The following is a 23129-nucleotide window of genomic DNA, read 5'->3' as shown; positions in this document are numbered from 1 at the left end:
CGAACGTCCCGGGCACCCCCGAGGTGATGCGGGCCGGCGTTCTCCACCCGGATCTGTCGGTCGGCATCGAGACCCGCCGGTCGCCGCATCCGGCGGCCGGGGACGTGCTCGTGGCAGTGCGGGCGGTCGGCGTCTGCGGCTCCGACACCCACTACCTGAGACATGGACGCATCGGGGACCACGTCGTGCGCGAGCCGCTCGTTCTCGGCCATGAGGCGTCCGGCGTGATCGTGGCGGTGGGCGACGGTGTCAGCCCTGGCCGGATCGGCGAACGCGTGTCGATCGAGCCGCAACGACCCGACCCGACGACCGCCGAGACCAAGCGCGGGGACTATCACCTGTGCCCGCACATGGAGTTCTACGCAACGCCGCCGATCGACGGCGCCTTTGCCGAATACGTCACCATCGGAGCCGATTTCGCACACCCGGTTCCCCCGGAGGTCTCCGACGAGGCCGCGGCGCTGTTCGAGCCGCTCTCCGTGGGAATCGCCGCACTGCGCAAGGCGGACGTCGCGGCCGGCGACTCCGTCCTCATCGCGGGCGCCGGGCCCATCGGGTTGCTCATCGCCCAGGTCGCACGGGCATCGGGCCTGGCACGCATCGTGGTGAGCGAACCCGACGAGCTGCGCCGTGCGCGGGCGACGGAGTTCGGTGCGACCGACGCGATCGCGCCCGGTGAGGACCTCGACCCGGTCGACGCTTTCGTCGACGCGAGTGGGGTCGGGGCAGCCGTTCGTGACGGCATGGCCCGGGTGCGCCCCGCCGGACACGTCGTCCTCGTCGGGATGGGCTCCGACACGATGGAACTACCCGTGACGCTCATCCAGAACCGCGAGCTCGTCGTGACCGGCGTCTTCCGGTACTCCAACACCTGGCCGACCGCCCTGGCACTCGTCCGCACCGGCGCGGTGGACCTCGACGCCATGGTCACCGCACGGTTCGGTCTCGACGAACTGACCGACGCACTCAACGCCGACCTCCGGCCCGGGAACATCAAGGCCGTCGTCTATCCCGGTATCTCGCAGTGGCAGAACACCGATCATCCCGGATCCGCCCACCCCGGATCTGTACAGACAGGAGCGGCTCGCCGATGAGCATCCCGCTGAAAGCCGACACGCTGACCCGGATCCATGACGCCGAGGTCCCCGCGTACGACCGTACGGCTGTCACCCCGGGCATCGTGCACTTCGGTGTCGGCGCTTTCCACCGTGCCCACCAGGCCATGTACCTCGACCGGCTGCTGGCATCTGATCCCGCTGCCGCGGTGTGGGGAATCTGCGGTGTCGGGGTCCGTCCGGCGGATGCCGCCATGCGCGATGCGCTCGTCCCGCAGGACGGCCTGTTCACGCTCACACTGAAACATCCACACGGCGACATCGAAACGTCGGTGATCGGTTCGATCGTCGAATACCTCTACGCCCCCGACGATCCCGAGAAGGTCCTGGAACGCCTCAGCGATCCGTCGACCCGGATCGTGTCACTGACCGTCACCGAGGGTGGGTACAACTTCTCCCCCTCGACCGGCGAGTTCGACGCCACGAACCCTGACATCGTCGCCGACCTCGAAGGTTCAGCACCTCCGCGCACGGTGTTCGGTCTCGTCACCGAGGCACTCGCCCGTCGTCGCGAACGTGGTGTCCCATCGTTCACCGTGATGTCCTGCGACAACATCCAGGGCAATGGGCACATGGCGCGGTCGACGTTCCTCGCGTATGCACGGCTCCGCGATCAGGATCTCGCCGGTTGGATCGAGCTCAACACCCGCTTCCCCAACTCGATGGTCGACCGCATCACTCCCGCAACACCTTCCGATCTCGCCGACGAGGTCGCCACGCGTACCGGGATCGTCGACGCGTGGCCGGTGGTCGCCGAACCCTTCACCCAATGGGTCCTCGAAGACGACTTCTCGATGGGACGCCCCGCCCTCGAGACAGTGGGGGTGCAGGTCGTCGACGACGTCACTCCCTACGAGCTGATGAAACTGCGGTTGCTCAACGCCGGGCACCAGGCGCTGTGCTACTTCGGTCATCTACTCGGATACCGCTACGTCCACGACGCCGCGTCGGACGACGACATCCGTAACCTGCTGCGCCGCTACATGACCGAAGAGGGCAAGACGACCCTGCAGGAACTGCCCGGCGTCGACGTCGAGGCCTATATCGACACCCTGCTCGAGCGCTTCGCCAACCCGGCGATCGCCGACACGATCGCCCGGCTGTGCCAGGACTCATCGGATCGGATCCCGAAGTGGCTGCTGCCGGTGATCCGGGAGCGCCTGGCGACCGGCCAGCGCAGCGAACTGGCAGCGGCGGTCGTCGCGAGCTGGACCCGGTACGCCGAGGGCGTCGACGAACAGGGTGCACCGATCGACGTCGTCGATCCCCTTGCTGCGGAGCTTGTTCCGCGGGCCAGGCGATCGCGCACCGACCCGTTGGCGTTCGTCGCCGACAGCGACCTCTTCGGCACCCTCGCCGACGAGGAACTGTTCACGACGCCCTATCTGTCCGCACTGGAATCCATGCGCACCAAGGGTGCCCGCGCCACACTCACCGAGCTGCTCTCATGACCCTGGTCGCCGGGATCGATTCGTCCACCCAGTCGTGCAAGGTCGTCATCTGTGACGCACGCACCGGTGCGGTCATCCGGTCGGCGAGTGCACCGCACCCGCCCGGAACCGAGGTGCACCCCGATCATTGGTGGGATGCACTGTGCGCGGCCGTTTCCGCAGCCGGCGGATTCGACGGCGTGTCCGCGGTGTCGGTCGCGGGACAGCAGCACGGGATGGTGTGCCTGGACAGCTCCGGACAGGTGGTACGAGATGCCCTGCTGTGGAATGATATTCGATCGTCGTCCAGCGCCGCCGACCTCGTTGACGACCTCGACGGCCCGGCAGCGTGGGCGGAGGCGGTGGGCGTCGTCCCCGTCGCCGCGATCACCGCGGCCAAACTCCGCTGGCTCGCCGACAACGAGCCCGAGAACGCCGATGCCACGGCCGCCGTGTGCCTTCCACACGATTGGCTCACCTGGCGTCTGCGCGGCTGTACCGACATCGCCCGGCTGACCACCGATCGCAGCGACGCGTCGGGAACCGGATACTTCGACGCGGCATCCGGCGAGTATCGCAAAGATCTGCTGGAGTTGGCTTTCCATGGCCGTCGTCCGGCTCTGCCGGGCGTCGTCGGACCGGGCGACCGGGCGGGAACCACTCCCTCCGGCGTGGTCGTCGGCGCGGGCGCCGGTGACAACGCAGCCGCAGCCCTCGGACTCCATGCCCGAGGGGGAGATGCGGTGGCATCTCTGGGGACGTCGGGCGTCGTCTGCGCCGTCTCGGACACCGCCCCCAGCGACCCTGCCGGCTTGGTCGCCGGTTTCGCCGACGCGACCGGCCGGCACCTGCCGCTGGTCTGCACGCTCAACGGTGCGCCGGTTCTGGCGTCGACTGCGAAGATGCTCGGCGTGGACCTCGACGAGTTCGCGCGACTGGCGATCTCGGCAGAACCGGGCGCCGGAGGGCTGACGATGGTGCCATGGTTCGCGGGCGAACGCTCCCCCAACCTCCCGGACGCCAGCGGGACCCTGACGGGCATCACGGCCGGCAACTTCACCTCCGCGTCGATCGCCCGCGCCGCGATCGAGGGGCTGGTCTCGTCCCTGGTGTATTGCCGGGAGAAGATCGAGGAGCAAGGAGTGCACGTCGACCGTGTCCTACTCACCGGTGGTGGCGCGAAATCGGCTGCGGTACGGACCATCGCGCCGGCGCTCTTCGGCGGCGAGGTCGAGGTCCCCTCTGAGGGGGAGCACGTCGCGCTCGGCGCCGCGCGTCAGGCGGCCTGGGCCCTCACCGGCGAGCTGCCCGAATGGGACGTACCCCGCGAAACCCTCACCGCTCCAGCCAGTCCTGAGGTGTACGACCGTTATCGCGAGATCGCGGACACGGTTGCCGGCGTTGTTCCCGCCGGAGTGTCTCCTTCGCGCTGATCGGATCCGATCAGCGGCTGGAAAGCGGTCGCGCGGGATGGAAACCTGCACGCAGGAGCACACGGATGTTGCGAATGCCATGTCCCGGCGCGGTCGGCGGTGGACCATGAACGCCGATGCTCGACGACGGGAGATGCGATGGTCGACTGGGACGGTGAACGGTACGCGGAGGTGAGCGGCCTGCAGCGGATGGTGGCCGAGGAGTCGATCACCGGCCTCGCGCTCGCAGGTGACGAGCGACTCCTCGACGTCGGATGTGGGGACGGCTTCATCACGATGCTGCTGGCCGAACGGTTGCCCGACGGCTCGGTGGTGGGGGTCGACGCCTCGCACCGGATGATCGACCGTGCCTCGGCCCGGGTGCCGTTCGACATGCTGCGCGTCCAGTTCCACGTCGACGACGTGCTGGCGCTGCCGTTCGACCACGACTTCGACATCGCGGTCTCCTTCAACGCCCTCCACTGGGTCCACGATCAGCGGGAGGCGCTGCGACAGATCGGGAGAAGTCTCGTCGACGGCGGACGCGCGGTGCTGCAGATGGTCTGCGCGACCGAGCGCCCGAGCATCGAGGACGTGGCGATGCAGGTCGCGACCGATTCGCGCTGGGCCCCCGCTTTCGACGGATTCCGCGCACCGTACGTTCACGTCGAACCGGCCCATTTCGGCCACCTCGCCGAGGCGGCCGGGTTCACCGTCGACGACCTGACGGTGAAAGACCTGTCCTGGCAATTCGATTCGGTCGACGATTTTCGCGCCTGGTTCGCGGTGGGCGCCTCCGACTGGACCAGCCGACTACCCGACACGGAGATCGATGCGTTCGTCGCCGCCGTGGTCGACCGATACCAGTCGGTGGTCGGGGAACCCGCGCTGTTCCGCTTCGGCCAGCTGCGGGCATCGCTCCGGGTTCCCTGATCGGCCGGTCAGCAATGGGTTTCGCTCAGCGATACCCATTGCTGACCGGTTGCCCTGACGAGGGGCGCGACGGTCACTCCGGCACGTAGTTGAACGTATCCGGATCGGGACCGATACGGGCATCGGCGTTGAGGGCGTCGATGGCCGAGACCTCGTCTTCGGACAGCTCGAAGTCGAAGAGCGCGAAGTTCTCCTCGACGCGGGAGCGCGTCACCGACTTGGGGAAGACGATGTCGCCGCGCTGGATGTGCCACCGCAACGTGACCTGGGCGGCCGAGCGTCCCTTGGCCTCCGCGATCTTCGCGATGACCGGGTCGTCGACGACCTTGCCCTGCGCGATCGGCGACCACGCCTCGGTGGCGATGCCGTGCTCGAAGTTGAAGACACGCAACGGGTTCTGCGACAGATATGGATGCACCTCGATCTGGTTCACCGCAGGAACCACGTCGGCCTCGTCGAACAGACGCTGCAGGTGCGCCTGCTGGAAGTTCGAGACGCCGATGGCACGGGCCTTGCCGTCGGCGTAGGCCTTCTCCAGGGCCTTCCACGTCTGGACGTAGTCGCCCACCTCCGGCAGCGGCCAGTGGATCAGGAACAGATCCACCTGGTCGATCCCGAGGTCGGCGTTCGTCTTGTCGAGCGCCTTGAGCGCGTCGTCGAAGTCGTGGAATCCGTTGTTGAGCTTGCTGGTGATGAAGACTTCGTCACGGGAGAGGCCGGAATCGCGCAGCGCTTCACCGACGCCCTTCTCGTTGCCGTACATCTCGGCGGTGTCGATGTGGCGGTAGCCGACCTCGAAGGCCGTCAGCGTCGCCGCCCGCGTGTCCTCCGGCGGAACCTGGAAGACGCCGAAGCCCAACTGCGGAATGGTGATGCCGTTGTTGAGTGTGATGTTCGGGACTGTCATACGCGATCTGTCCTTTCGTTGCGGCGAGACGAGGGCGTACCTCGGCACCGGGTCGCCGATGATGGCGCAACCGAGCCCGAGGGATGCACGACCGTGTTCGGTTCAAGGCACGCCCGGACCGGGGATATTCCTGCACATGGCCTGACCTGCTGAGCAAGCCTCGAGCTGCTCGGTCTGCGATGACGGATCGACGACCCAGGTGCGTGGCGACCTCTGTTCGATTGCCGGTCAGATCGGACCGCCTTGGAGGCGGGGGTGTTCGAGTCGATGGCGACGTGGTCGAGAGGCACGAGCGCGGCGTTGATGAAGAGCGCGCGCCGTCCACCGTCCACCGTCCACGCACCGATACCTGTCGGACAGTCCGCAGATCGTGGTGTTGTACTGGTCGTGGCTGCGCATGGTCTGAAGGACCGGTCGTCCTTCGGGGACCGGTACCCACTGCAGCTCGTTCACCGCGAACCGCGCTTTGCCGCTTGCGGTTTCGAACCGGTGCTCATCACGGGGTGCGGGAAGGACGAACCCGTCGGGTTGCCGTACCCGAGCGTTGAGGTCGGGTTTCAGGCCAGACGGACCACCGACATCGAATGCTCGACGGGGACCAGCTGGCGCTGCCCTTTCCGCACGTCTCGGTCCGTGCGGTCCAGCGACGGCAGGACGAGCGCGGCGCGCCCGTCTCGTATGCCCCGGATCGAGTCGACGGCGTCGAGTCCGTGACGGCGGGGTGAGCGGATGCCGAACTCGGTGTCGAGCGCATCGAGGAAGGCGTCCGGCATCTTCTCCCAGATAGCCACCGTCCGGTCGCCCTGCACGTTGGAGTGCCCGCGCACGGGACACACGCCGGGCGAACTGTGCTGCACCTTTCCCCGGATGCAGCGCGGCGGCCCGGCAGATCGACCTCGACCACACCCGGCCGTTCGACCATCAGTAACCCCCGACGCGCCGAACACCGGTGGAACCAAGCCAACCCACCACCGTCATCCGTTTGCCGAAGCAGACGGACTGACGCGACCCGCAAAACCGCCATTGTGCACCTGTTTTGTGGAAATTCGCACCCACCGTTTCCCAGGACACATTTTCTGTGCCACACTTGTCGAGCGGTCATCAGTTTTGGTGGCTGCTGAACTGAAGAAAGAAGTACAGCAGTATGGCACAGGGAACCGTCAAGTGGTTCAACGGCGAAAAGGGCTTCGGCTTCATCGCACCCGACGACCAGGGCGCAGATGTCTTCGTCCACTACTCCTCCATCACCGGTAGCGGCTTCCGCAACCTCGAGGAGAACCAGCGCGTCGAATTCGACGTCGAGCAGGGAGCCAAGGGCCCCCAGGCAACCAACGTCAGCGCGCTCTAAGCACACCTGACTTCACGAAGCGCCTCATCCGACTCCGGTCAGATGGGGCGTTTCGTCGTTTCCGGGACATGATCACCACCGCCGTCGATGGCGCTCCCGATATCTGATAACCTCCGTTTCCAGATTTGGGGGATGTGCCGGACGAAGGATGGCGATCATGACACTCGACGAACACTCGCTTCTGTGGCGCTATGCCGGTGACCGCCGATTCGTGATGTCGATCTGCCGCGCGGTGTCGTTGCAGATGCTCCATCCCTCGATCGCATCCGCCACCCACGAGTTCTCGATGGTCTCCAACCGCGTGTTCATCCACAAGAAGCGGACCGCGCCATGCATCGTCAGGTCCGCCTACGAAGACGACTTCGACGCCGTACGCCTGATCCGCTACAGCCACGACCACTTTCACGGCCACCGACCTGATGGGCAGAGGTATCACGCACTCAACCCCGACGTCTTCTTCTTCGAGCATGCCACCTATGTCGACGCCCTGTTCACCTGTGTGGACGTGTTCTTCGGCGGACTCGGAGCCGACGACCGCGAGAAGCTGTATGCCGAGACCTGCGAATGGTACGGGCGCCTCGGCATCTCGGCGCGCGCGATGCCGGCGACGCTGCACGAGTTCGACGAGTACTTCGACGACGCTCTCGCCACTCAGCTGGACCCCGACCCCGGCATGGGCTGGTACCGCACACAGCTCCTCCGCCCGGACTACTGGCTGTTTCGCAACCTCCCCTCCGGGGCGGTCCGTGCGATCCAACATCCAGTGGCGGCAACGCATCTCGGGATAACCGTATCGGCGGCCGATCGGCGGTCGCTGGCGCGCACCGCGACGATCCTCTCAGCGGTGGATGCCGTCGCACCAGCGCGGAACATCTGGCCCGTCGAGGTCCGCGAGAAGGTCCTCGCCGCGCGGCGGACCCGCTGAGAGCACCTGGGATCTGCGTCTTCTCCTACCGCAGCGCGCGCGGCAACCGTGACACGGGGACGACGACGGTTCCCTCGATGGTTGCGGACGACAGTATTCCGACGACCTGCCCACGACTGTTCCGAACACCAGCACCACTGTCTCCCGACTCCGACCGAAGACTCGTCTGAATCGAATACGAGTCGTGGCTCGTCAGGAACGGCGGCGTGAGTGAGACGCCGTGCGAAGTGCGCAGCACCTCGGCTGGGTCGGTGACCTTGCCCGTTCCGTAGCCCGTGGTGATCCCCGACTTCCAGACCAGTTGACCCCGGTGGAACTTCGCATCCCAGTTCACCGTGTCGATCCGGGCAGACACACGCGGCGCCAGGCGGATCACCGCGATGTCGAGTTGTCGCGCGATGCGGTTGGCGGTGATCGTCCCGATTCGGTGTCCCTTCTGGTCGTACACCGGCCTACCGACGTCGCCGCAGTGCCCCGCGGTCAGCGCCTTCGTTCGAGAGATCACCGCGCCGAGAGTGCAACTGTTCGCTGTGACCAAGGTGTCGTCGATGCTGACCGCCATCCCCGACCTCACGGTGAGCACCGCGGCATCCGCCACGACAGCGGGCGCTGCGAACAGCGCCGTCGATGCCCCCAACGCCAGCAACACGCGCAACCGAATCCTCATGTTTCCCTCCCCAGGCAGCGTGAACAGCCTAACCGTGCCGGCGACGGGCGGCGCGACCCCGTCGCGACTGCTGCCGCCGCCTGTCGCGGTCGCCGAAACCCGCACCGCCCGATGTAGGCCACGTCACAATGAGGTATGCGGCCGGTTCGCCCGGCGGCTATCCCCCTGTGGGGACGACGGGACGTGCGAGACACCGGGGCATGAAGCAAACCGGCGCGGTGTCGACGATGAGACGTGAGGGTGATGCAGATGTCCGATCCCGTTCTGGTCCTGACGAAGGCCCGCACGTCGTGCGAGATGCGAGCGGTCACCGATTGGGCGGCGAAGGCCTACCCGGATGCCGAGATCCGTCAAGGTGCCGACGTCGACTTCGATGCACTCTCGCCCAGCACGCTGCTCGTACCCGTCCGGCCGGTCTGGCTGCCTGCGGTCCGCCAGGGTGAGCGGCGGGTCACGCTCGGCGACGTGCTGGTGCTGTCGAATCCCCGGCGCCCCCTCGGACTCATGCAGCCCATCATCCGCAGGCGCCGTCCGGACGCCCTGCGCGTGGTGGCGGGGGAACCGGCCACGATCGCCGAACTCCGCGAACGGCAAGCTCGCGACCAGGCCGAGGGTGAGCCTTTCGACCAGTTCGTCCGACTCCAGGCATCGGTGTCGGCCGAACGTGCGGAACGTCAGATCGTCGGCGACCGATACAAGGTCCCCCGGCTGGTGGCCGAACAGATCAGCAGCTCGGCGCGGTTCCAGAGCGGGGCGGCCAAGCTCGCCGCCGAACTGGGCCGACCGACCGATGCGGTGGTCTCCGAGGCGATCGACAAGCTCTCGGGTTTCGTCGCCACCCAGAGCAGGCTGATGGACGACATTTTCTCCGCGACGTTCAACAGGCTCCACGAACGCGCGTGGAACGTCACGGTCGACGTCGACACCCTGAATTCGCTACGGACGCTGAACAAGTCGACCGGCCTGATCTTCCTGCCCTCTCACCGTTCCTACGTCGACCCATTGGTGCTGGCGAAGGTTCTGCGTAACAACGACTTTCCACCGAATCTCGTACTCGGGGGCAACAACTTGTCGTTCTGGCCGGTGGGACCGATCGCCCGTCGCGCGGGGATGATCTTCATCCGCCGCAAGTTCGGTTCGGACCCGGTCTACAAATTCGCGATGCGGTCCTATCTGGCCTACATCATCGAGAAGCGGTTCAACCTGGAGTGGTACATCGAGGGTGGTCGCAGCCGAACGGGAAAGCTGCGCAAGCCGATGCTCGGGCTCCTGAACTACGTCGTCGACGCGGTGGGGCAGCTCGACGGCGTCGATGTGTCGATCGTGCCGACGTCGATCGTCTACGACCAGCTGCAGGAGGTCGGCGCGATTGCCGCGGAGGACGCGGGCGGGGTCAAGAAACCCGAGGGCGTCGGCTGGCTGCTGCGCTATGCCAAGGCGCAGCGCAGCTACCTCGGCGACGCGCGAGTCCGTTTCGGCACACCGATCTCGCTGCGGGAGGCGCTGGACGAAGCGGGTGAAGGGCCGGCACGTCTGGAGAAGGTCGCCTTCCGTGTGATGGACGAGATCAACGCGGCCACGCCGATCACGGCGACCTCCCTGGTCGGCTTTGCAGCACTCGGCGCACGGGATCGCGCGTACACCCTCCCCGAGATCGAGGCCGTACTCGCTCCCCTGCTCGACTACATCGAACGTCGCGGACTGCCCGGCCCCGATCCCGCGCTGTGCCGCGGCGTCGGGCTCGTGCGAACTCTGCGAGTGCTGGCCGGGAACGGCGTGGTGACCTGTTACGACGGTGGTTCCGAACAGGTCTGGTCGGTGGTTCCCGAGAATCGGGCCGTCGCCGCCTACTACCGCAACGGCGCGCTGCACCATTTCGTCGACCGCGCGATCGTCGAGATGGGGTTGCTCGCACTGGCCGAGGGCGAGGTGAAGGCCGGGAGCACGCCGATTCGGAGCAACCACGTCGGTTCCCCGCCGGCTCCGGATGAGAATCTTCTGACCGCGGCCCAGCGCGAGGCCCTCCGTATCCGGGATCTCCTCAAGTTCGAGTTCTTCTTCCCGCCCAAGACCGAGTTCCTCCATCGCCTCGGCATCGAACTCGATCTCCTGGCTCCCGGCTGGCGTGCGGTCACCCCCAGCCAGGAATGGACCTACGAGGTGCTGCACGGTCACACCGGAGCACTTCTCGCGCGGCGCACGCTGCAACCGTTCTTCGACGCCCAGCTGGTGGTCGCGACCAAGCTGGTGGAGCTGGGCAACACCGCCGAGGAGAAGGATGCCCTGATCGCCGACTGCCTGGGTCTCGGACGGCAACTGGCACTGCAGGCCGTTCTTCGTAGCAAGGACTCGGTGTCCAAGGATCTCTACGACGGGGCCTACCGCCTCGCCGACAACCGCGGTCTGATCCACGGCGAGGAGATCGTGGATCTGCGGGCCGCCCGCCAGGACTGGCTCGACGAGGTCGAACTGATGCGGGATCGCCTGGCGCGTATCGCGGCGATCGAGGACCTACAGCCGGTCGGCGTGCGGGAGGAGGAGTGATGAGCGCATTCACCGATCGCATGCGCGCGATCCGTTCCGCGCCGACGGGGAAGAAGGTGGCCGCGCTCTTCGACTACGACGGCACGCTGATCGAGGGTTTCTCCGCTGCCGCGATCATGCGGGCGCGGTTGCGCAGTATGGAGTTCGGGTTCGGGGAACTCGCCGACTTCCTGTTGATCGGTCTGCGCGGCGTCGTGTCGGAGCAGGACTACGCCGAGGTTCTCGCGGCCACGAGACCGACGTTCGCGGGTAAGACATATGCGGAGCTGATCGCCTTCGGCGAGCACCTCTTCAAGTACGAGACCGCGGCCAAGCTACGTCCCCAGATGTGGCAGATCTTGCGTGCCCATCGGGAGATGGGGCACACCATCGTGATCGCGTCGTCGGCCACGCGATTCCAGATCGAGCCGATCGCCCGCGAGATCGGGGCGGACTTCGCACTCGCCACCGACGTGGAGGTCGTCGACGGCGTGGTCACCGGAAACGTCAAGGGACGTCCGCTGTGGGGACCGGGCAAGGCGGCGGCTGTCCGAGAGTTGGCGCGCGCGAACGGCATCGATCTCGACGCGTCCTTTGCCTACAGCGACGGCAACGAAGACATCCCCTACCTCGAGTCCGTGGGAAATCCGGCGGCCGTATCGCCGCGCCGAATCCTGCGCGCCGAGGCGGAGTCCCGCGGTTGGCCGATCATCGATCTGAAGAACCCCACATACAACCGCTTGGGGATGCTGGCCCGGACCGGTGCGTTCTACGCGTCGTTCGTCGGCGCGGCCGCCGTGGGCGCGGCTGCGGGGGTGGTACGCCGCGATCCGCACGCCCTCGTCAAAGCGCTCCCCACCGGTAACGACGTCGGATTGTCGTTGGCCGGCGTTCATGTCCAGGTGCTCGACGGTGGCGAATACCTGTTCTCGGACCGGCCGTGCGTCTTCCTGTTCAATCACCAGTCGAAGCTGGACCTCCCGGTCATGATCAACCTGGTCCGGTCGGATGCGACCGGCGTGGCCAAGAAGGAGGTGCAGCGGGTACCGGTCCTCGGCGAGATCCTGCGCCAGGCGGGACTGGTCTTCATCGACCGCACCAACCGGGGCAAGGCCATCGAACAACTGGCACCGGCCGTGAAGGCACTGCGCGATGACGGCATGTCGCTGATCGTCGCGCCGGAGGGCACCCGGTCACCGACCCCGCGGATCGGGAGATTCAAGAAGGGCCCGTTCCACATCGCCATGCAGGCCGGCGTGCCGATCGTCCCGGTGGTGTTGCGCAACACCGGTGAATTGATGTGGCGCGGTGCGCAACTCATCAGACCGGGGACCGTCGAGGTGATGGTCCTGCCACCCGTCGACACCAGCGAGTGGACCGCCGACGAGATCGGTACCCGCGCCGAGGAGGTGCGGCAGATGTATATCACGGCACTCGCCGACTGGCCGCTGGAGTCGTTCGTCGACGACTCGGTGGAGTCGCTGCGCAGACAACCGGAGGAAGACCGATGAGCGACGACCCCGATCTGGCAGAGGGCCTGGACCGGCCCCTCGACTGGGCAAGCGACCCCCACATGAGTTCGGTGGACACCATCATGTGGCGCGGTGACACCGACCGTCGTATGCGCGGCACGATCTGCATGCTGGAGATCTACGACTGCGACCCGGACTGGGATCGCCTGGTCGCCGCCCACGAGTGGGCGAGTCGGATGGCTCCGCGCTTCCGCCAGCGGGTCGTCGACTCCCCCTTCGGCACCGGAACACCCAGTTGGGCGGTCGATCCCGACTTCGACCTGCACTACCACCTGCGTCGGATCCGGCTGGGCGGCGACGGCAGCATGCGAGAACTGCTGACCACCTGCGAACAGCTCGCGATGACCGCACTCGACGCCGCCCGTCCGCCGTGGGAGGGCACGCTGATCGAGGGTTTGCCCGACGGCAAGGCCGCGTACTTCCTGAAGGCGCACCATGCACTCACCGACGGTCTGGGCGCGATCATCGGCCTGGCACAACTGCATTCGCCGACGCGTGAACACAATCCGAAGAAACCGCAGCCCCCGAGCCCCGACCCGGTGAACATCACGCCGCTCGATCTGCTCCAACGGCAGATCGCCGAGGAGGTCCGACGGGTCCCGCATCGCATCGACACCACCCTCCGCGGCATACGCGCGCTGGCGAATCCGCGTCAGGCGCTGAGCACCGCTCTGCGCTATGGCCGTTCGGTCCCGAGGGTCGCCGGTCTGGTGAGCCCGCCCGGATCACCGCTGTTGGCTCACCGCAGTCTGTCGTGGCGGTTCAGCGCCTTCGAGGTGCCGTTTCCGGACTTGAAGGCGGCCGCGACCGCTGCCCGCTCGTCGGTCAACGACGTCTACCTCGCCGGACTCATCGGCGGGTTCCGGCTCTACCACGAGAAGATGGGTTCACCTGTCGACACGATGCCGGTGGCGATTCCCATCTCGGTGCGGCGTCCCGAAGATCCCGCGGGCGGAAACCGGATCGCGGTGGGCCGCCTGGCCGCGCCGGTCGGTATCGCCGACCCCTTCGAGCGCGTGCTCACCATCCGCGAGCAGGTGCGTCAGGCCCGTCATGAACCGGCGGTCGACATCTTCAACACCCTCGGATCGGTGATGGCGTGGCTACCCGGCACGGTTCTCATGCGCTTCAGTGGCACGACGAGCCAGAACGACCTGCAGGCCAGCAACGTCCCCGGAATCCCCTGGGACACCTACGTCGCCGGCGCGAAGGTCGAGCGCATGTTCCCGTTCGGCCCGCTCCCGGGCTGCGCCATGATGGCCACCATGATCACCCACAACGGAATCGCCTGCCTCGGAATCAACTCCGACGGTGCCGCGGTGACGGATCAGGAACTCTTCGCCGACTGCCTGGTCGCCGGATTCGGCGAGGTGCTCGCACTGGCGGCGGACGACGACGCGGTGCCCGGGGAACTGAAGCGCGTGGTGTGAGACTCCGACTCACAGACCTGGCAGTGTGGCGACGATGGGGCGCGCTGATGAACACGGTGATGCTGGTCCTCGTCCTCGCCACCGGGGTGATCGCATCGGCGTGCGCGATCATGGCGGCCTTCATCTACCTGCGCCGAGGGCGCGATCCGCTGACCGCCGATCGCGGTGCCCGCCGATGGCTGGTCGCCACCGCGATCTTCGGGATCAGCGCCATCGTGCTGCGGTTCGTGTGGTTGTTGATGCTCTGAATGTGAACGTCACCGGAAGAACGGCGCCTCTTGCACCCAGTTGAACCCACGACTCCGTAGCGTCAACGCGTCGTGGTCGATACGGTGCGCGACGATCGAGGTCGGCGTTGCGTCCAGCTCGCCGGACAGCACCAGGGTGTCGTCGTCGGGTCGCTCGATGACCAGCGAGGCGAGCGGCTGTTGCATCTGCAGTGTCTCGTCGGCGATGTCGGCCGGCACCGGCACCAGCGCACCGTCCATCATCTGCAAGGTCGTCGCTCCGCCAATGTCGAAAATGATTCGTTGCCAGCGCTTCTCGTCGGTCGTGAGCGGGGCACGCAGAGTTCCGTCCACGCGGAAGTCCTGGACTGACCAGATGCCGTACAGTTCCGGTTTCGGTGCCCCGGCACCGTATTCCTGGTACCCGGTCCAACTGATCTGAGCTGCGCCGATCGCAACCCAGACGCCCAGCACCACCTGCATTCCCGCGGCCCACCTGTTGAAACTGGCGCGCCTGAACAGTGCAGTCGGAGTCAGCGGCTTCGCTGCTTGTCCGAATACGAACAGCTCCAGCAGGTTCCGCACATGCGGCGCCAACAGGATGAGCGAGAAGACCACCAGGTGGAAGGACAGGATCTTGACCGGGACGTCGAAGGTCATGTTGAGGATGAACACCTGGACCATTGCGATGAGACTGATGATCGCCCCGAGTGTGGCCGTCCGGGTCCAGAACAACAGGAGGCCACCGAGTACCTCGACACTGCCGAGCAGCATCTCGTAGACCGGCGAACTCCCGACCTGTAGCCACAGCACCGACGCCGGGCTGAAGTCTCCGAACGGTTCGAGCAGTGCCGCGAGCGGAGGCGGACCCATCTGCGACGGGATGAGCTTCGCGAAACCGTAGAACAGCATCTGTCCCCCGAGTGCGAGCCGCAGGAACAGCGCCGTCCAGGTCCACAGCCGTGCGTAGCCGGGACGTCGACGATCCAGCATCGACCACAGCGCGGCGACGACAAGGGCGACCACCACCATGAGGAACAGGTAGATCCAGATCGCCATCTGGTCTCCGCTCCCGGAATTCACATCGAGGATCGCGTCGACACCGAAGACGTTGCGGCCCAGCCACTCCAGGGCGGGCCCGAGCGCTTTCAGCTGCCACAGGACCGCGCTCTCCGGCAGCAGGCTCCCCGCCGGGCCGAGGAACACGAAGGTGATCTGTGCGAACGTCAGGCAGAACAGCGCCGTGTAAGTGAAGGTGAACCGGAACAGCACCTTCTTCGCCGGACTCCAGTCGCCGGACGGGATAGGGGGTTCGTTGGTGGAGTCCTTCGCGCTCGGGGCCGTGTCGATCACAGTCATACCGCGACGCTAAGGGGACGAGGGTGTCGCGCACATCAGTGAAGAGACCGAGTCCGCCCCCTGCTTTCGGGCGGCCTCACCTCCGGGGTGGCTCGGGGTTGACCACGACCTCGGATATGACGGATAGCATGGCGCCCATGGCAAACCGAGGGCACCCGTGACCGACTCCGCATCCCGTCGACTGTCGGCCGGCGACTATTTCGATGAGGCGATGCGGGTGCTGGAGGACTCCGGCTTCCCCGCACTGACCGCCGCCGGATTGTGTGAGCGTCTCGGCGCCACCCGCGGCTCTTTCTACCACCACTTCAAGAACTTCGACGACTTCGTGGCCAAGTTCTTGGACTACTGGGAAGAGCGCTACAGCCGCGACCTGATCGCGCGGCCCGAAGCGCCCGATCTGTGGTCACAGATCGACGAGCAGGCCAACCTGGCGATCGGGTTGCCACATGCGGCCGAGGCGGCGTTGCGCGCCTGGGCCACCGTGGAACCACGGGTGGCGACAGCGCAGCGTCGAGTGGATGAACTACGCCGACAGGGACTGGCAGCGTCGCTGCAGCGCCACGGCATACCGGAGACACAGGCCGCGGCGTTCGCCGCCATCGCGATCGCCGCCCTGGCGGGGATCCAGGTAACCCGGCAGCCGCTCGATCAGAGCGAGATGCGCGCAATGTATTCCGAGCTCGCACGAGCACTCCGCCAAGGCGGCCCCTCTTAAAAGCCGGTTGGGGCATTGACGCAAAGAGCTAACTGAATGTACCGTCGCTCCCAACATACAGGTGTGTATGTTCCGCTCGCTCCGTGAGCGGCAGCCGCCAGGAGGGACCGGCCGATCCATGACTACGAAGGATTCCCCCGATACCGTTGAGGACCGGACAGAACTGCCGTTCGGCGGTCGGCTCGGCCGTGTGGGCCCCGACTCGCCTGCTGTCGTGTGGCTGGCCAGGCTCGGCGCGGTCTTCCTCGTTCTGGAGCTCTACATCTTCGGCCGGTGGGTGACGTCGGACAGCTTCCAACGCGTCATGCCCGGTACCGACGACGGCACCAACATGGTGTGGATCTACTTCTGGGACGGGCTGAGCATCGTCGGCAGCATCGTGTTCGTCACGTGGATCGTGCGAAAACGCATCCGCGACGGCGAGCTTCCGCCGGTGGCGATCGTGGCGATGGCGTGGATGCTCACTGCCTGGCAGGACCCGCTGGTCAACGCTCTTCGTCCGGTCTACTCCTACAACTCGCACTTCCCCAACTTCGGCACCTGGGCTGAGTTCATCCCGGGTTGGGTCGACAACGGCGGCGTGAATCCCCAGCCCATCTTCTGGTGGGTCGGGATCTATCTGTTCTTCGTGCCGCTGAACATGATGGGCGTCGACGCGTACCTGAAATGGGTGCGCAGGCATGTGCCCCGGATCAATCGGGCCGGACTGATCGCCTTCGTGATGGTGCTGATGTTCGCCCAGGACGTCATCGGCGAGCTGATCACACTCCTGCAAGGCGTGGACCGCTACGTGTGGGTCGGCGGCAGCATCTCACTCTTCCCGGGTACCGATTACCAGTTCCCCCTGTACGAGGGACTCGTATGGGGTTGCGGCATGGTCGGATTGAGCGCGTTGATCTACTGCTTCCGAGACTCGCGCGGACGCATGATCACCGACCGCGGCCTCGATCGACTCAAGATTCGCAGGGGACGTACATTCCTCCGCGTGCTCTCGCTCGGCGCCGTGTTCAACATCGCGATGCTGGTCTTCTTCCTCGGGTACAACGTGGTCAACCAGCACGCCGACACCACCCAGCCCACCGTGCCGAGTTACATCGAGAACGACATGTGCGGGCTCGGCGACAACCCCAAGTGCGTCCCGTTCTGGTCGACCACGACGCCGGCCGAGCCATCGCGCTGAGGCGCCGGGTACGGCGCGTCAGCGTAGGTTCTCACGTTCAGCTGCACATGGCCGCGTCTGACAGTCGACTATCCGGCTGTTCCCGTTCGGCCCGCTCCCCGGCTGCGCGATGATGGCCACGATGATCACGCACAACGGAACCGCCTGCCTCGGAATCAATTCCGACGGTGCCGCGGTGACAGATCAGGAGTTGTTCGCCGACTGCCTGGTCGCCGATACGACCAGACCCCCGGGGAGTTGAAGCGAGTGGTGTGAGGCGCCAACCGGTACACCTCATTTCGACGATGCGACTTCGATCGAGGTCGCATCGTCGAAGCGACGTCTGGGCGTGTGACGACGATGGGCCGAGCTCGTGAATGCGGTGATGTTGACGCTGGTCCTCGCGACCGGAGTGATCGCGTCGATGTGCGCACTCATGGCTGCCTACACCTACCCGCGCCGAGGACGCGATCCGTCGGCAGCCGCTCGTGGTGCCCGCCGGTGGATGGTCGGCGTCGCGATCTTCGGGATCAGTGCCGTCGTGCTGCGGTTCGTGTGGGTACTGCTGAGTTGAAGTGGGTACAGGCCATTCGGACTAGTTCGACTGGTCCGACGATTTCGACCGTCCACTCCCCGACGACGAGCTCGACGCCTGGGGAAACCGATACCAGCTCGCCTGGGACCATCCGACCCGTTCGACCGCATGATCGTCGCCCAAGCCACCCGCCGCGGGCTGACCATCGCCACCGGCGATGACACCATCCGGAGCGGAACGACGGTCCCCGTCATCGACACTCGCCGGCGACCGTGACGACGATGTTCGCGCCCGGGCATCATGCCCAATCCGCCTCACCGGCGTCTCGGAACCGGGCGGCCGGACTGGCGTGACCACTGCTCGGGGTCGTCGCGCAACAAGCGTGCACGTCCTTTACGGCGGTAGCGCCAGATCTGTGCCGCGCCGAGTCCCCAGAGCAGGAACTGGGCGGCCATCGCCCAGGTGAAGGCTTCGGCGGGATAACCTTCGACGCCATCCGGGGTGCGCCAGTCGAGGATGAGACCGATCAGACCCGCGGTGACGAGGGTGGCCACAAAGCCGGCCTGATTGATGATCCCGGTGGCGGTACTCGTGCGCGAAGCCGGGTTGGATGTGCGGCCGAGATCGAAGCCGACCATCGACGCGGGACCGCCCATCCCGCAGACCACCACCAAGACGACGAGGACCCAGAAGGGTGCCTGACCCGGCCACGCCAGCACCACTGCCCAGGCGGTCGCGATGCTCGCGATCACCAGCAGAACCAACGTCGACCGGTGCCACGGCGAGCGGGTGATCAGCCACGCGAACACCGGCCCGAAGCCCATGATGGCCAACACCATGATCGTGAGCAGGAGCCCGGCCGCGCCGGCGCTCAGGTCCTGGCCCTCCACGAAGAAGGGATAGCCCCACAGGAGACCGAGGACGTTGGTGCTGAACGGAGTGGAGAAATGCATCCAGAAGCCCAGACGAGTGCCGGGATGAGACCACGACTCACCCAGGCTCTGCCGGATACCCGCCAATCCGAGCATCGGTCCCGACACCGAGCGGGCCTCCGCAGAATCTCGGACCACCAGCAGGGTGGCCAGCAGCAACACCACGCCGAGCCCCGCGGTGGCGATATACGCGCGGGTCCATCCCCAGCCGGACAACGCCCACGTCATCGGGATCGCTGCCGCCACAGCGCCCAGCTGACCGAGCACCCCGGTGAGCTGCGTCATCAACGGTATTCGACGGACCGGGAACCAGCTGGTGACCAATCGCAGGACACACACGAAGGTCATCGCGTCGCCGATCCCGACGAAGAACCGGGACGACAGAGCCCACGGATAGGTGTCGGCGAAGGCGAAGCTGAACTGCGCTACCGTGAGAATTAGTGTGCCGGTAAGCAATACACGACGCGGCCCGAACCGATCGACCAGAAGTCCCACCGGAACCTGCATCAGGGCATAGACCAGCAGCTGCAACACGACGAAGGTCGACAGCTGCGACGCGGTGATGTCGAAGCGTTCCGCCGCCAGCAAACCGGCCACAGCGAGCGAGGACCGCTGCAGGACCGCGACGAAGTAGACCGTGAGACCCACCAGCCAAATGGCCATCGCCTGGGTCGAGCGCGAGGGTGCGGTCATCGTCGGGGGCCGGAGACCGATCGGGCGGACAAGAATCCTTCGTTCACCTAACCCATTGTCGGGGGTAGGCCCATAGCGCCGTCCAGAGACCTACGCGCGTCCGGTTTCGACGCACACTGACCGGGCGTCGACCGGAAGACATCGTTTCGACGCCGCGACCTCAATCGAAGTCGCGCGACCGAGATGACGTCGAGCAGTCACGCGTCGGATGACCGCCGCCTACGTGCCCGATCCACTCGTTCCGTTGTCACGACTTCGATGGCGGCGACAGAGTTCCTGAACTGCTTACCCAGGACGCGGGAGCCCACGGCTCCGAGCACGCCCGCGAGGAGCCGGCCCTTGAGGTTCTTCCCGACCTGGTCCGAAGTCGGTGAGTCCTGCAAGAAACTGCTCGGGCGTCACGGTGGTCGTCTCGTGCATGTGGCTCGTGGTCACGGCATGTACCTCGACAAGTTGGAGATCCGCCCCGTCCATCGGCGCACTACCCCCGCGCCATGTCCACGAACCGGTTGGGATGCAACTGGTGCGCGACGGCGTTCGTCGCGCACTGTCAGCGACGAGCACTGCAGCACCAGATGGCCATTGCGTAAGTCGAGCGCGATGGTGCTGCCATCGTCGGAGACCTACCCCGAGGACCGAAGGCGGTTCATTGTGTGCTGCTCGGTCATCCAGTGCCGATCGATCTGCTGTACGAAGTCCGGACGGACGAGCTTCGCACGCCGCTGCGGCCCGGTGGAGGCCGCAGAGCGAGCGACAACACCCTCCATCTGCTCATGCCCCACCCGGCTCCGCTGTATCAACCCCGTCAATGTGTCCAAGGTGAAGTCTCCGACAGCGAGGAACGGGACGGTGAACAGGCCGACCTCGTCGGCAAAGGCATCGCGCATCTCTGGGTCCCAGAATCGTCCGGCCGTCTTCTCGTAGACGTCGAATATCAGAAACCAGTCGGGCAGTTGGTCATAGCTGACGCTGTGCGTGATCGCGCACCACTCGCCGAAGAGGACGAGTTCGGTGCCGAGCGCGCTGGCGAGTCGTCGTCGACGAGGCTCGATCCAGGTGGACAGTCCGCGGAAGTGGCGGCCGCCGGGCTGGACATAGCTGCCGCGCGCCTGAAACAGCAAACCGTCTTCGCCGCCCGAGATACCGAGATTCTGTCCGTCGATCTTCTCTTCGACGTGCAACGGACCGGACAGAAACTCGTCCCGCTCTGCTTCGTCCAGCACCTTGTCGTCGCGCACGTCGACACCCCGCGGCCGGACGAGGTACGGGGTCGACGGGAATCGCACGAAGTCGGTCACGGCGCGTCGCACCCGAACTTCGCACGGTAGGCGGCGCGGATCGACGGTTCGTGGACGTACTCGACACGCACACCGTGGCGACTCAGCACCTCGCCCCAGTTGAGCCATTTGGTGTCAGTGGCCTGCAGGACGGGGACACCGGCGACTTTCGCCGCCGCGACCAACTTGCGGTCCGACGGGTCGATCTCGGCATCGTCACCACCGAGCACCGCGTAGCTGTTCGGCGTGGTCGTATCGGGTTCGATGTCTGGTCGCACCGCTTCGTCCCAGCTGTGGCGATTGTCGTAGACGTACTTGGCGAAAGCATCACCCAAGGTGGGTTGTCCACCGCGACTGAGCTGGTGGAAGTACTCTTCGATGATTTCGCCGAGTTCATCGGTGACAACAGGAAGCCCGTTCTCGATGATCTCCTCGAGAATCTCCTCGCACGCCTCGACGAGTGCGATCGGCCGGTCGTCGGGAAACTTGACGACGAGCGGCACGTTGGTGTCGATCACTTTGCTCATGTGGACCGGCCTTGGCGTCGACGTCGAGCACTTCGTGACTGGGCGACCAGATCTGCCGCGGGGTCGCCGAAGAAGTTCGCGGGCCAGTTCCGCACGTTCCCGTACTCGTCGACGTCGAGCGCCTCGATGGTCGACCCCCGTTCGTCGAAGTTCACGGTGTAGCACCGCACATCGGCAGCGTCGACTTCTCCCTCGGCGATCCGACGGAGGAGACGCCGCAACAGGTGTTCGGAGTGGGATTCGACGATGAACTGCGTGCTGCGCGGCTTCCCGTTCTCACGAGCCGATGTCGCAGCGAGGAACAGGTCCGCGAGCCCGGCCTGCACGGATGGGTGAAGGTGGATCTCCGGTTGCTCCACGACAACCGTCGAACCGGGGGCGGAGTAGAACGCCTCCACGAGCACCGGAAGCACCTGCGAGACGCCGAACCCGACATCGGTGAGCAGAACTTCCCGACTACTGCCCGGCGTCGTCACTCGAACCTCGTACTCGTCACGACCGGCTCCGATCGGAGTCACCGCGAAGCTCTCGATCACCCCCAGCGTTCTCAGCCACTCGGCGACCAGTACTTGAAGGTGCTTCGTCTCCTGCTCGGGGTCGAAGTTGTACCGCCGGGACTGGCCGGCCAACAATGCATCGACCGTGTACTCACCGCTCCAGCCAACGTGGCTGACCTCTTCTCCGGACCATCGATACGTCCGACGGGGTTGTTTCCGCAACGGCCCGAGGTAGTTGACCGCCAACAACTGCTCCTCGAGCGCCAGCGTGAGATCTGCGGCGAAGTCGAGGAACTGATAACGAGTCGGTAGGTCATCGGGGAACGCATGGAAGTGGGAGGGAGCCGACACCGGCCACTGTCGTCCGAGCGTCCTGACCAGTTCGATGCCTTCGGCATGAACGGAGTAGTCTCCACTGCCGGCGTCACGCGCACTTCCCAGCGACAACGTGTCGCCGGAGTCGCTCGAGGTGAGGCGATACTCGTAGCTGTCGACGTGCAAGCGCGGTGGTGTCTCAGAAGTTGCACTGATCGCCGCACGAAATCCCATGTCGGTGCCATGGAATCTGGTTCGACTGTGTTCGTGATCCACGGTCAGCGGACGATCACGCCGCCAATCGAACTCAAAGGCCAAGGGCGCCTCGATGTTTCCGTTGCGCAGCACACTCGCGTACGCGCCGAGATCGACGGGTGTCCGGTCGTCCCCGGTGTGGAGGACCCGTCGGCGGTCCGGCGATTCGACTGTCTGCTGAAGCATGAGCAGGAACTGGTGCAGGCTCGACTTCCCCGACGAGTTGGCTCCGAACAGCACGGTCAACGGGGCCAGCTCGATGTCGCCCGTGTCCTCCCATGCCTTGAAGTTCTTCAGCCGTAATCGGGTGAACACGCCATTCCCTTCCTTCGCGAGCACTCTGCGTTCAGCGCAGTCACCTCCGCGGCCGCCCATCGCCGTGGAGAGTGCCGGCCAGCTCTCGAGAGAGTCGGTGA

Annotated in this window: 20 protein-coding genes and 2 pseudogenes; 14 read left to right on the top strand and 8 right to left on the bottom strand. The window is 65.9% G+C overall.

Annotated features, from left to right (window positions below):
- The first annotated feature begins 26 nt into the window (after window positions 1–26).
- From IHQ52_RS04915 to IHQ52_RS04900, 4 genes are all read left to right on the top strand, one after another.
- Window positions 27–1094, top strand: coding sequence for an NAD(P)-dependent alcohol dehydrogenase (locus IHQ52_RS04915; RefSeq protein WP_024499127.1), 1068 nt, complete (start codon window positions 27–29; stop codon window positions 1092–1094).
- Window positions 1091–2566 (top strand): mannitol dehydrogenase family protein, encoded by a 1476-nt coding sequence (locus IHQ52_RS04910; RefSeq protein WP_024499126.1) that lies wholly within the window; start codon window positions 1091–1093, stop codon window positions 2564–2566. Before IHQ52_RS04915 ends, IHQ52_RS04910 begins: the two co-directional genes overlap by 4 nt.
- Complete coding sequence (locus IHQ52_RS04905) at window positions 2563–3978, top strand: xylulokinase (RefSeq protein ID WP_024499125.1); 1416 nt, start codon at window positions 2563–2565, stop codon at window positions 3976–3978. The genes IHQ52_RS04910 and IHQ52_RS04905 overlap by 4 nt, the downstream gene beginning before the upstream one ends.
- A 138-nt stretch (window positions 3979–4116) precedes the next feature.
- The gene (locus IHQ52_RS04900) at window positions 4117–4890 is read left to right on the top strand and encodes a class I SAM-dependent methyltransferase (protein WP_024499124.1); all 774 of its coding nucleotides are present in this window, start codon (window positions 4117–4119) and stop codon (window positions 4888–4890) included.
- 73 nt (window positions 4891–4963) lie between these two features.
- Here the strand turns inward: IHQ52_RS04900 and IHQ52_RS04895 are convergent, their stop codons facing one another.
- Window positions 4964–5797, bottom strand: a complete 834-nt coding sequence (locus IHQ52_RS04895) for an aldo/keto reductase (RefSeq protein WP_024499123.1) — start codon at window positions 5795–5797, stop codon at window positions 4964–4966.
- A gap of 324 nt (window positions 5798–6121) precedes the next feature.
- Window positions 6122–6666, bottom strand: a pseudogene (locus IHQ52_RS23825) (molybdopterin dinucleotide binding domain-containing protein); the annotation flags it as partial.
- A gap of 275 nt (window positions 6667–6941) precedes the next feature.
- Here IHQ52_RS23825 and IHQ52_RS04885 point away from each other — a divergent pair.
- Together IHQ52_RS04885 and IHQ52_RS04880 are read left to right on the top strand one after the other, a co-directional pair.
- On the top strand, window positions 6942–7145 hold the full coding sequence (locus IHQ52_RS04885) for a cold-shock protein (RefSeq protein WP_004020476.1): 204 nt from the start codon (window positions 6942–6944) through the stop codon (window positions 7143–7145).
- Between the two features lie 157 nt (window positions 7146–7302).
- Complete coding sequence (locus IHQ52_RS04880; protein WP_024499121.1) at window positions 7303–8070, top strand: oxygenase MpaB family protein; 768 nt, start codon at window positions 7303–7305, stop codon at window positions 8068–8070.
- A 25-nt stretch (window positions 8071–8095) separates the two neighbouring features.
- On the opposite strand, the gene IHQ52_RS04875 is transcribed toward IHQ52_RS04880, so the two are convergent.
- Window positions 8096–8737 (bottom strand): trypsin-like serine protease, encoded by a 642-nt coding sequence (locus tag IHQ52_RS04875; protein WP_024499120.1) that lies wholly within the window; start codon window positions 8735–8737, stop codon window positions 8096–8098.
- A gap of 243 nt (window positions 8738–8980) precedes the next feature.
- On the opposite strand from IHQ52_RS04875, the gene IHQ52_RS04870 reads away from it, so the two are divergent.
- Genes IHQ52_RS04870 through IHQ52_RS04855 form a run of 4 tightly spaced genes read left to right on the top strand, consistent with a single transcriptional unit; the run spans window position 8981 to window position 14470 of the window.
- Window positions 8981–11281 (top strand): glycerol-3-phosphate 1-O-acyltransferase, encoded by a 2301-nt coding sequence (locus IHQ52_RS04870; RefSeq protein ID WP_024499119.1) that lies wholly within the window; start codon window positions 8981–8983, stop codon window positions 11279–11281.
- On the top strand, window positions 11281–12771 hold the full coding sequence (locus IHQ52_RS04865; RefSeq protein WP_024499118.1) for an HAD-IB family hydrolase: 1491 nt from the start codon (window positions 11281–11283) through the stop codon (window positions 12769–12771). The genes IHQ52_RS04870 and IHQ52_RS04865 overlap by 1 nt, the downstream gene beginning before the upstream one ends.
- A complete protein-coding gene (locus IHQ52_RS04860) occupies window positions 12768–14222 on the top strand; it encodes a wax ester/triacylglycerol synthase domain-containing protein (protein ID WP_024499117.1) in 1455 nt (484 codons plus the stop codon). The genes IHQ52_RS04865 and IHQ52_RS04860 overlap by 4 nt, the downstream gene beginning before the upstream one ends.
- A gap of 47 nt (window positions 14223–14269) precedes the next feature.
- A complete protein-coding gene (locus IHQ52_RS04855; RefSeq protein ID WP_035760557.1) occupies window positions 14270–14470 on the top strand; it encodes a hypothetical protein in 201 nt (66 codons plus the stop codon).
- Window positions 14471–14479: 9 nt separating this feature from the next.
- Here IHQ52_RS04855 and IHQ52_RS04850 read toward each other — a convergent pair whose 3' ends face one another.
- Window positions 14480–15808, bottom strand: coding sequence for a DoxX family protein (locus IHQ52_RS04850; protein WP_024499115.1), 1329 nt, complete (start codon window positions 15806–15808; stop codon window positions 14480–14482).
- Between the two features lie 157 nt (window positions 15809–15965).
- On the opposite strand from IHQ52_RS04850, the gene IHQ52_RS04845 reads away from it, so the two are divergent.
- The 4 genes and pseudogenes from IHQ52_RS04845 (at window position 15966) to IHQ52_RS04835 (ending at window position 18256) form a co-directional block, all read left to right on the top strand.
- Window positions 15966–16523 (top strand): TetR/AcrR family transcriptional regulator, encoded by a 558-nt coding sequence (locus IHQ52_RS04845; protein ID WP_024499114.1) that lies wholly within the window; start codon window positions 15966–15968, stop codon window positions 16521–16523.
- Window positions 16524–16641: 118 nt separating this feature from the next.
- Window positions 16642–17703, top strand: coding sequence for a spirocyclase AveC family protein (locus tag IHQ52_RS04840; protein WP_157753410.1), 1062 nt, complete (start codon window positions 16642–16644; stop codon window positions 17701–17703).
- A 73-nt stretch (window positions 17704–17776) separates the two neighbouring features.
- A pseudogene (locus IHQ52_RS23740) lies at window positions 17777–17958 on the top strand (wax ester/triacylglycerol synthase domain-containing protein); the annotation flags it as partial.
- Window positions 17959–18067: 109 nt separating this feature from the next.
- Window positions 18068–18256, top strand: a complete 189-nt coding sequence (locus IHQ52_RS04835; protein ID WP_035760577.1) for a hypothetical protein — start codon at window positions 18068–18070, stop codon at window positions 18254–18256.
- Between the two features lie 275 nt (window positions 18257–18531).
- On the opposite strand, the gene IHQ52_RS04825 is transcribed toward IHQ52_RS04835, so the two are convergent.
- The 4 genes from IHQ52_RS04825 to IHQ52_RS04805 form a co-directional block, all read right to left on the bottom strand.
- The gene (locus IHQ52_RS04825) at window positions 18532–19842 is read right to left on the bottom strand and encodes an MFS transporter (protein ID WP_024499111.1); all 1311 of its coding nucleotides are present in this window, start codon (window positions 19840–19842) and stop codon (window positions 18532–18534) included.
- A 623-nt stretch (window positions 19843–20465) separates the two neighbouring features.
- Complete coding sequence (locus IHQ52_RS04815; RefSeq protein ID WP_198362481.1) at window positions 20466–21080, bottom strand: RNA ligase family protein; 615 nt, start codon at window positions 21078–21080, stop codon at window positions 20466–20468.
- A gap of 56 nt (window positions 21081–21136) precedes the next feature.
- Complete coding sequence (locus IHQ52_RS04810) at window positions 21137–21646, bottom strand: hypothetical protein (RefSeq protein WP_024499109.1); 510 nt, start codon at window positions 21644–21646, stop codon at window positions 21137–21139.
- On the bottom strand, window positions 21643–23028 hold the full coding sequence (locus IHQ52_RS04805; RefSeq protein ID WP_024499108.1) for an AAA family ATPase: 1386 nt from the start codon (window positions 23026–23028) through the stop codon (window positions 21643–21645). The genes IHQ52_RS04810 and IHQ52_RS04805 overlap by 4 nt, the downstream gene beginning before the upstream one ends.
- Between the last annotated feature and the right edge of the window lie 101 nt (window positions 23029–23129).

It is taken from the genome of Gordonia amicalis, from assembly GCF_022059885.1.
GTDB lineage: Bacteria > Actinomycetota > Actinomycetes > Mycobacteriales > Mycobacteriaceae > Gordonia > Gordonia amicalis.
Note: the sequence above shows the minus strand (reverse complement) of the source record. Positions and strands in the feature narration are given on the sequence as shown.

Bases quoted from the DNA above. Each gene is read 5' to 3' on its own strand.
- IHQ52_RS04915 (WP_024499127.1), top strand. From the start codon at position 27: ATGCGGGCCGGCGTTCTCCACCCGGATCTGTCGGTCGGCATCGAGACC.
- IHQ52_RS04850 (WP_024499115.1), bottom strand. From the start codon at position 15,808: ATGACTGTGATCGACACGGCCCCGAGCGCGAAGGACTCCACCAACGAA.
- IHQ52_RS04905 (WP_024499125.1), top strand. From the start codon at position 2,563: ATGACCCTGGTCGCCGGGATCGATTCGTCCACCCAGTCGTGCAAGGTC.
- IHQ52_RS04810 (WP_024499109.1), bottom strand. From the start codon at position 21,646: ATGAGCAAAGTGATCGACACCAACGTGCCGCTCGTCGTCAAGTTTCCC.
- IHQ52_RS04875 (WP_024499120.1), bottom strand. From the start codon at position 8,737: ATGAGGATTCGGTTGCGCGTGTTGCTGGCGTTGGGGGCATCGACGGCG.
- IHQ52_RS04880 (WP_024499121.1), top strand. From the start codon at position 7,303: ATGACACTCGACGAACACTCGCTTCTGTGGCGCTATGCCGGTGACCGC.
- IHQ52_RS04860 (WP_024499117.1), top strand. From the start codon at position 12,768: ATGAGCGACGACCCCGATCTGGCAGAGGGCCTGGACCGGCCCCTCGAC.
- IHQ52_RS04895 (WP_024499123.1), bottom strand. From the start codon at position 5,797: ATGACAGTCCCGAACATCACACTCAACAACGGCATCACCATTCCGCAG.
- IHQ52_RS04835 (WP_035760577.1), top strand. From the start codon at position 18,068: ATGTTGACGCTGGTCCTCGCGACCGGAGTGATCGCGTCGATGTGCGCA.
- IHQ52_RS04870 (WP_024499119.1), top strand. From the start codon at position 8,981: ATGCAGATGTCCGATCCCGTTCTGGTCCTGACGAAGGCCCGCACGTCG.
- IHQ52_RS04910 (WP_024499126.1), top strand. From the start codon at position 1,091: ATGAGCATCCCGCTGAAAGCCGACACGCTGACCCGGATCCATGACGCC.
- IHQ52_RS04825 (WP_024499111.1), bottom strand. From the start codon at position 19,842: ATGACCGCACCCTCGCGCTCGACCCAGGCGATGGCCATTTGGCTGGTG.
- IHQ52_RS04855 (WP_035760557.1), top strand. From the start codon at position 14,270: ATGAACACGGTGATGCTGGTCCTCGTCCTCGCCACCGGGGTGATCGCA.
- IHQ52_RS04840 (WP_157753410.1), top strand. From the start codon at position 16,642: ATGACTACGAAGGATTCCCCCGATACCGTTGAGGACCGGACAGAACTG.
- IHQ52_RS04900 (WP_024499124.1), top strand. From the start codon at position 4,117: ATGGTCGACTGGGACGGTGAACGGTACGCGGAGGTGAGCGGCCTGCAG.
- IHQ52_RS04865 (WP_024499118.1), top strand. From the start codon at position 11,281: ATGAGCGCATTCACCGATCGCATGCGCGCGATCCGTTCCGCGCCGACG.
- IHQ52_RS04885 (WP_004020476.1), top strand. From the start codon at position 6,942: ATGGCACAGGGAACCGTCAAGTGGTTCAACGGCGAAAAGGGCTTCGGC.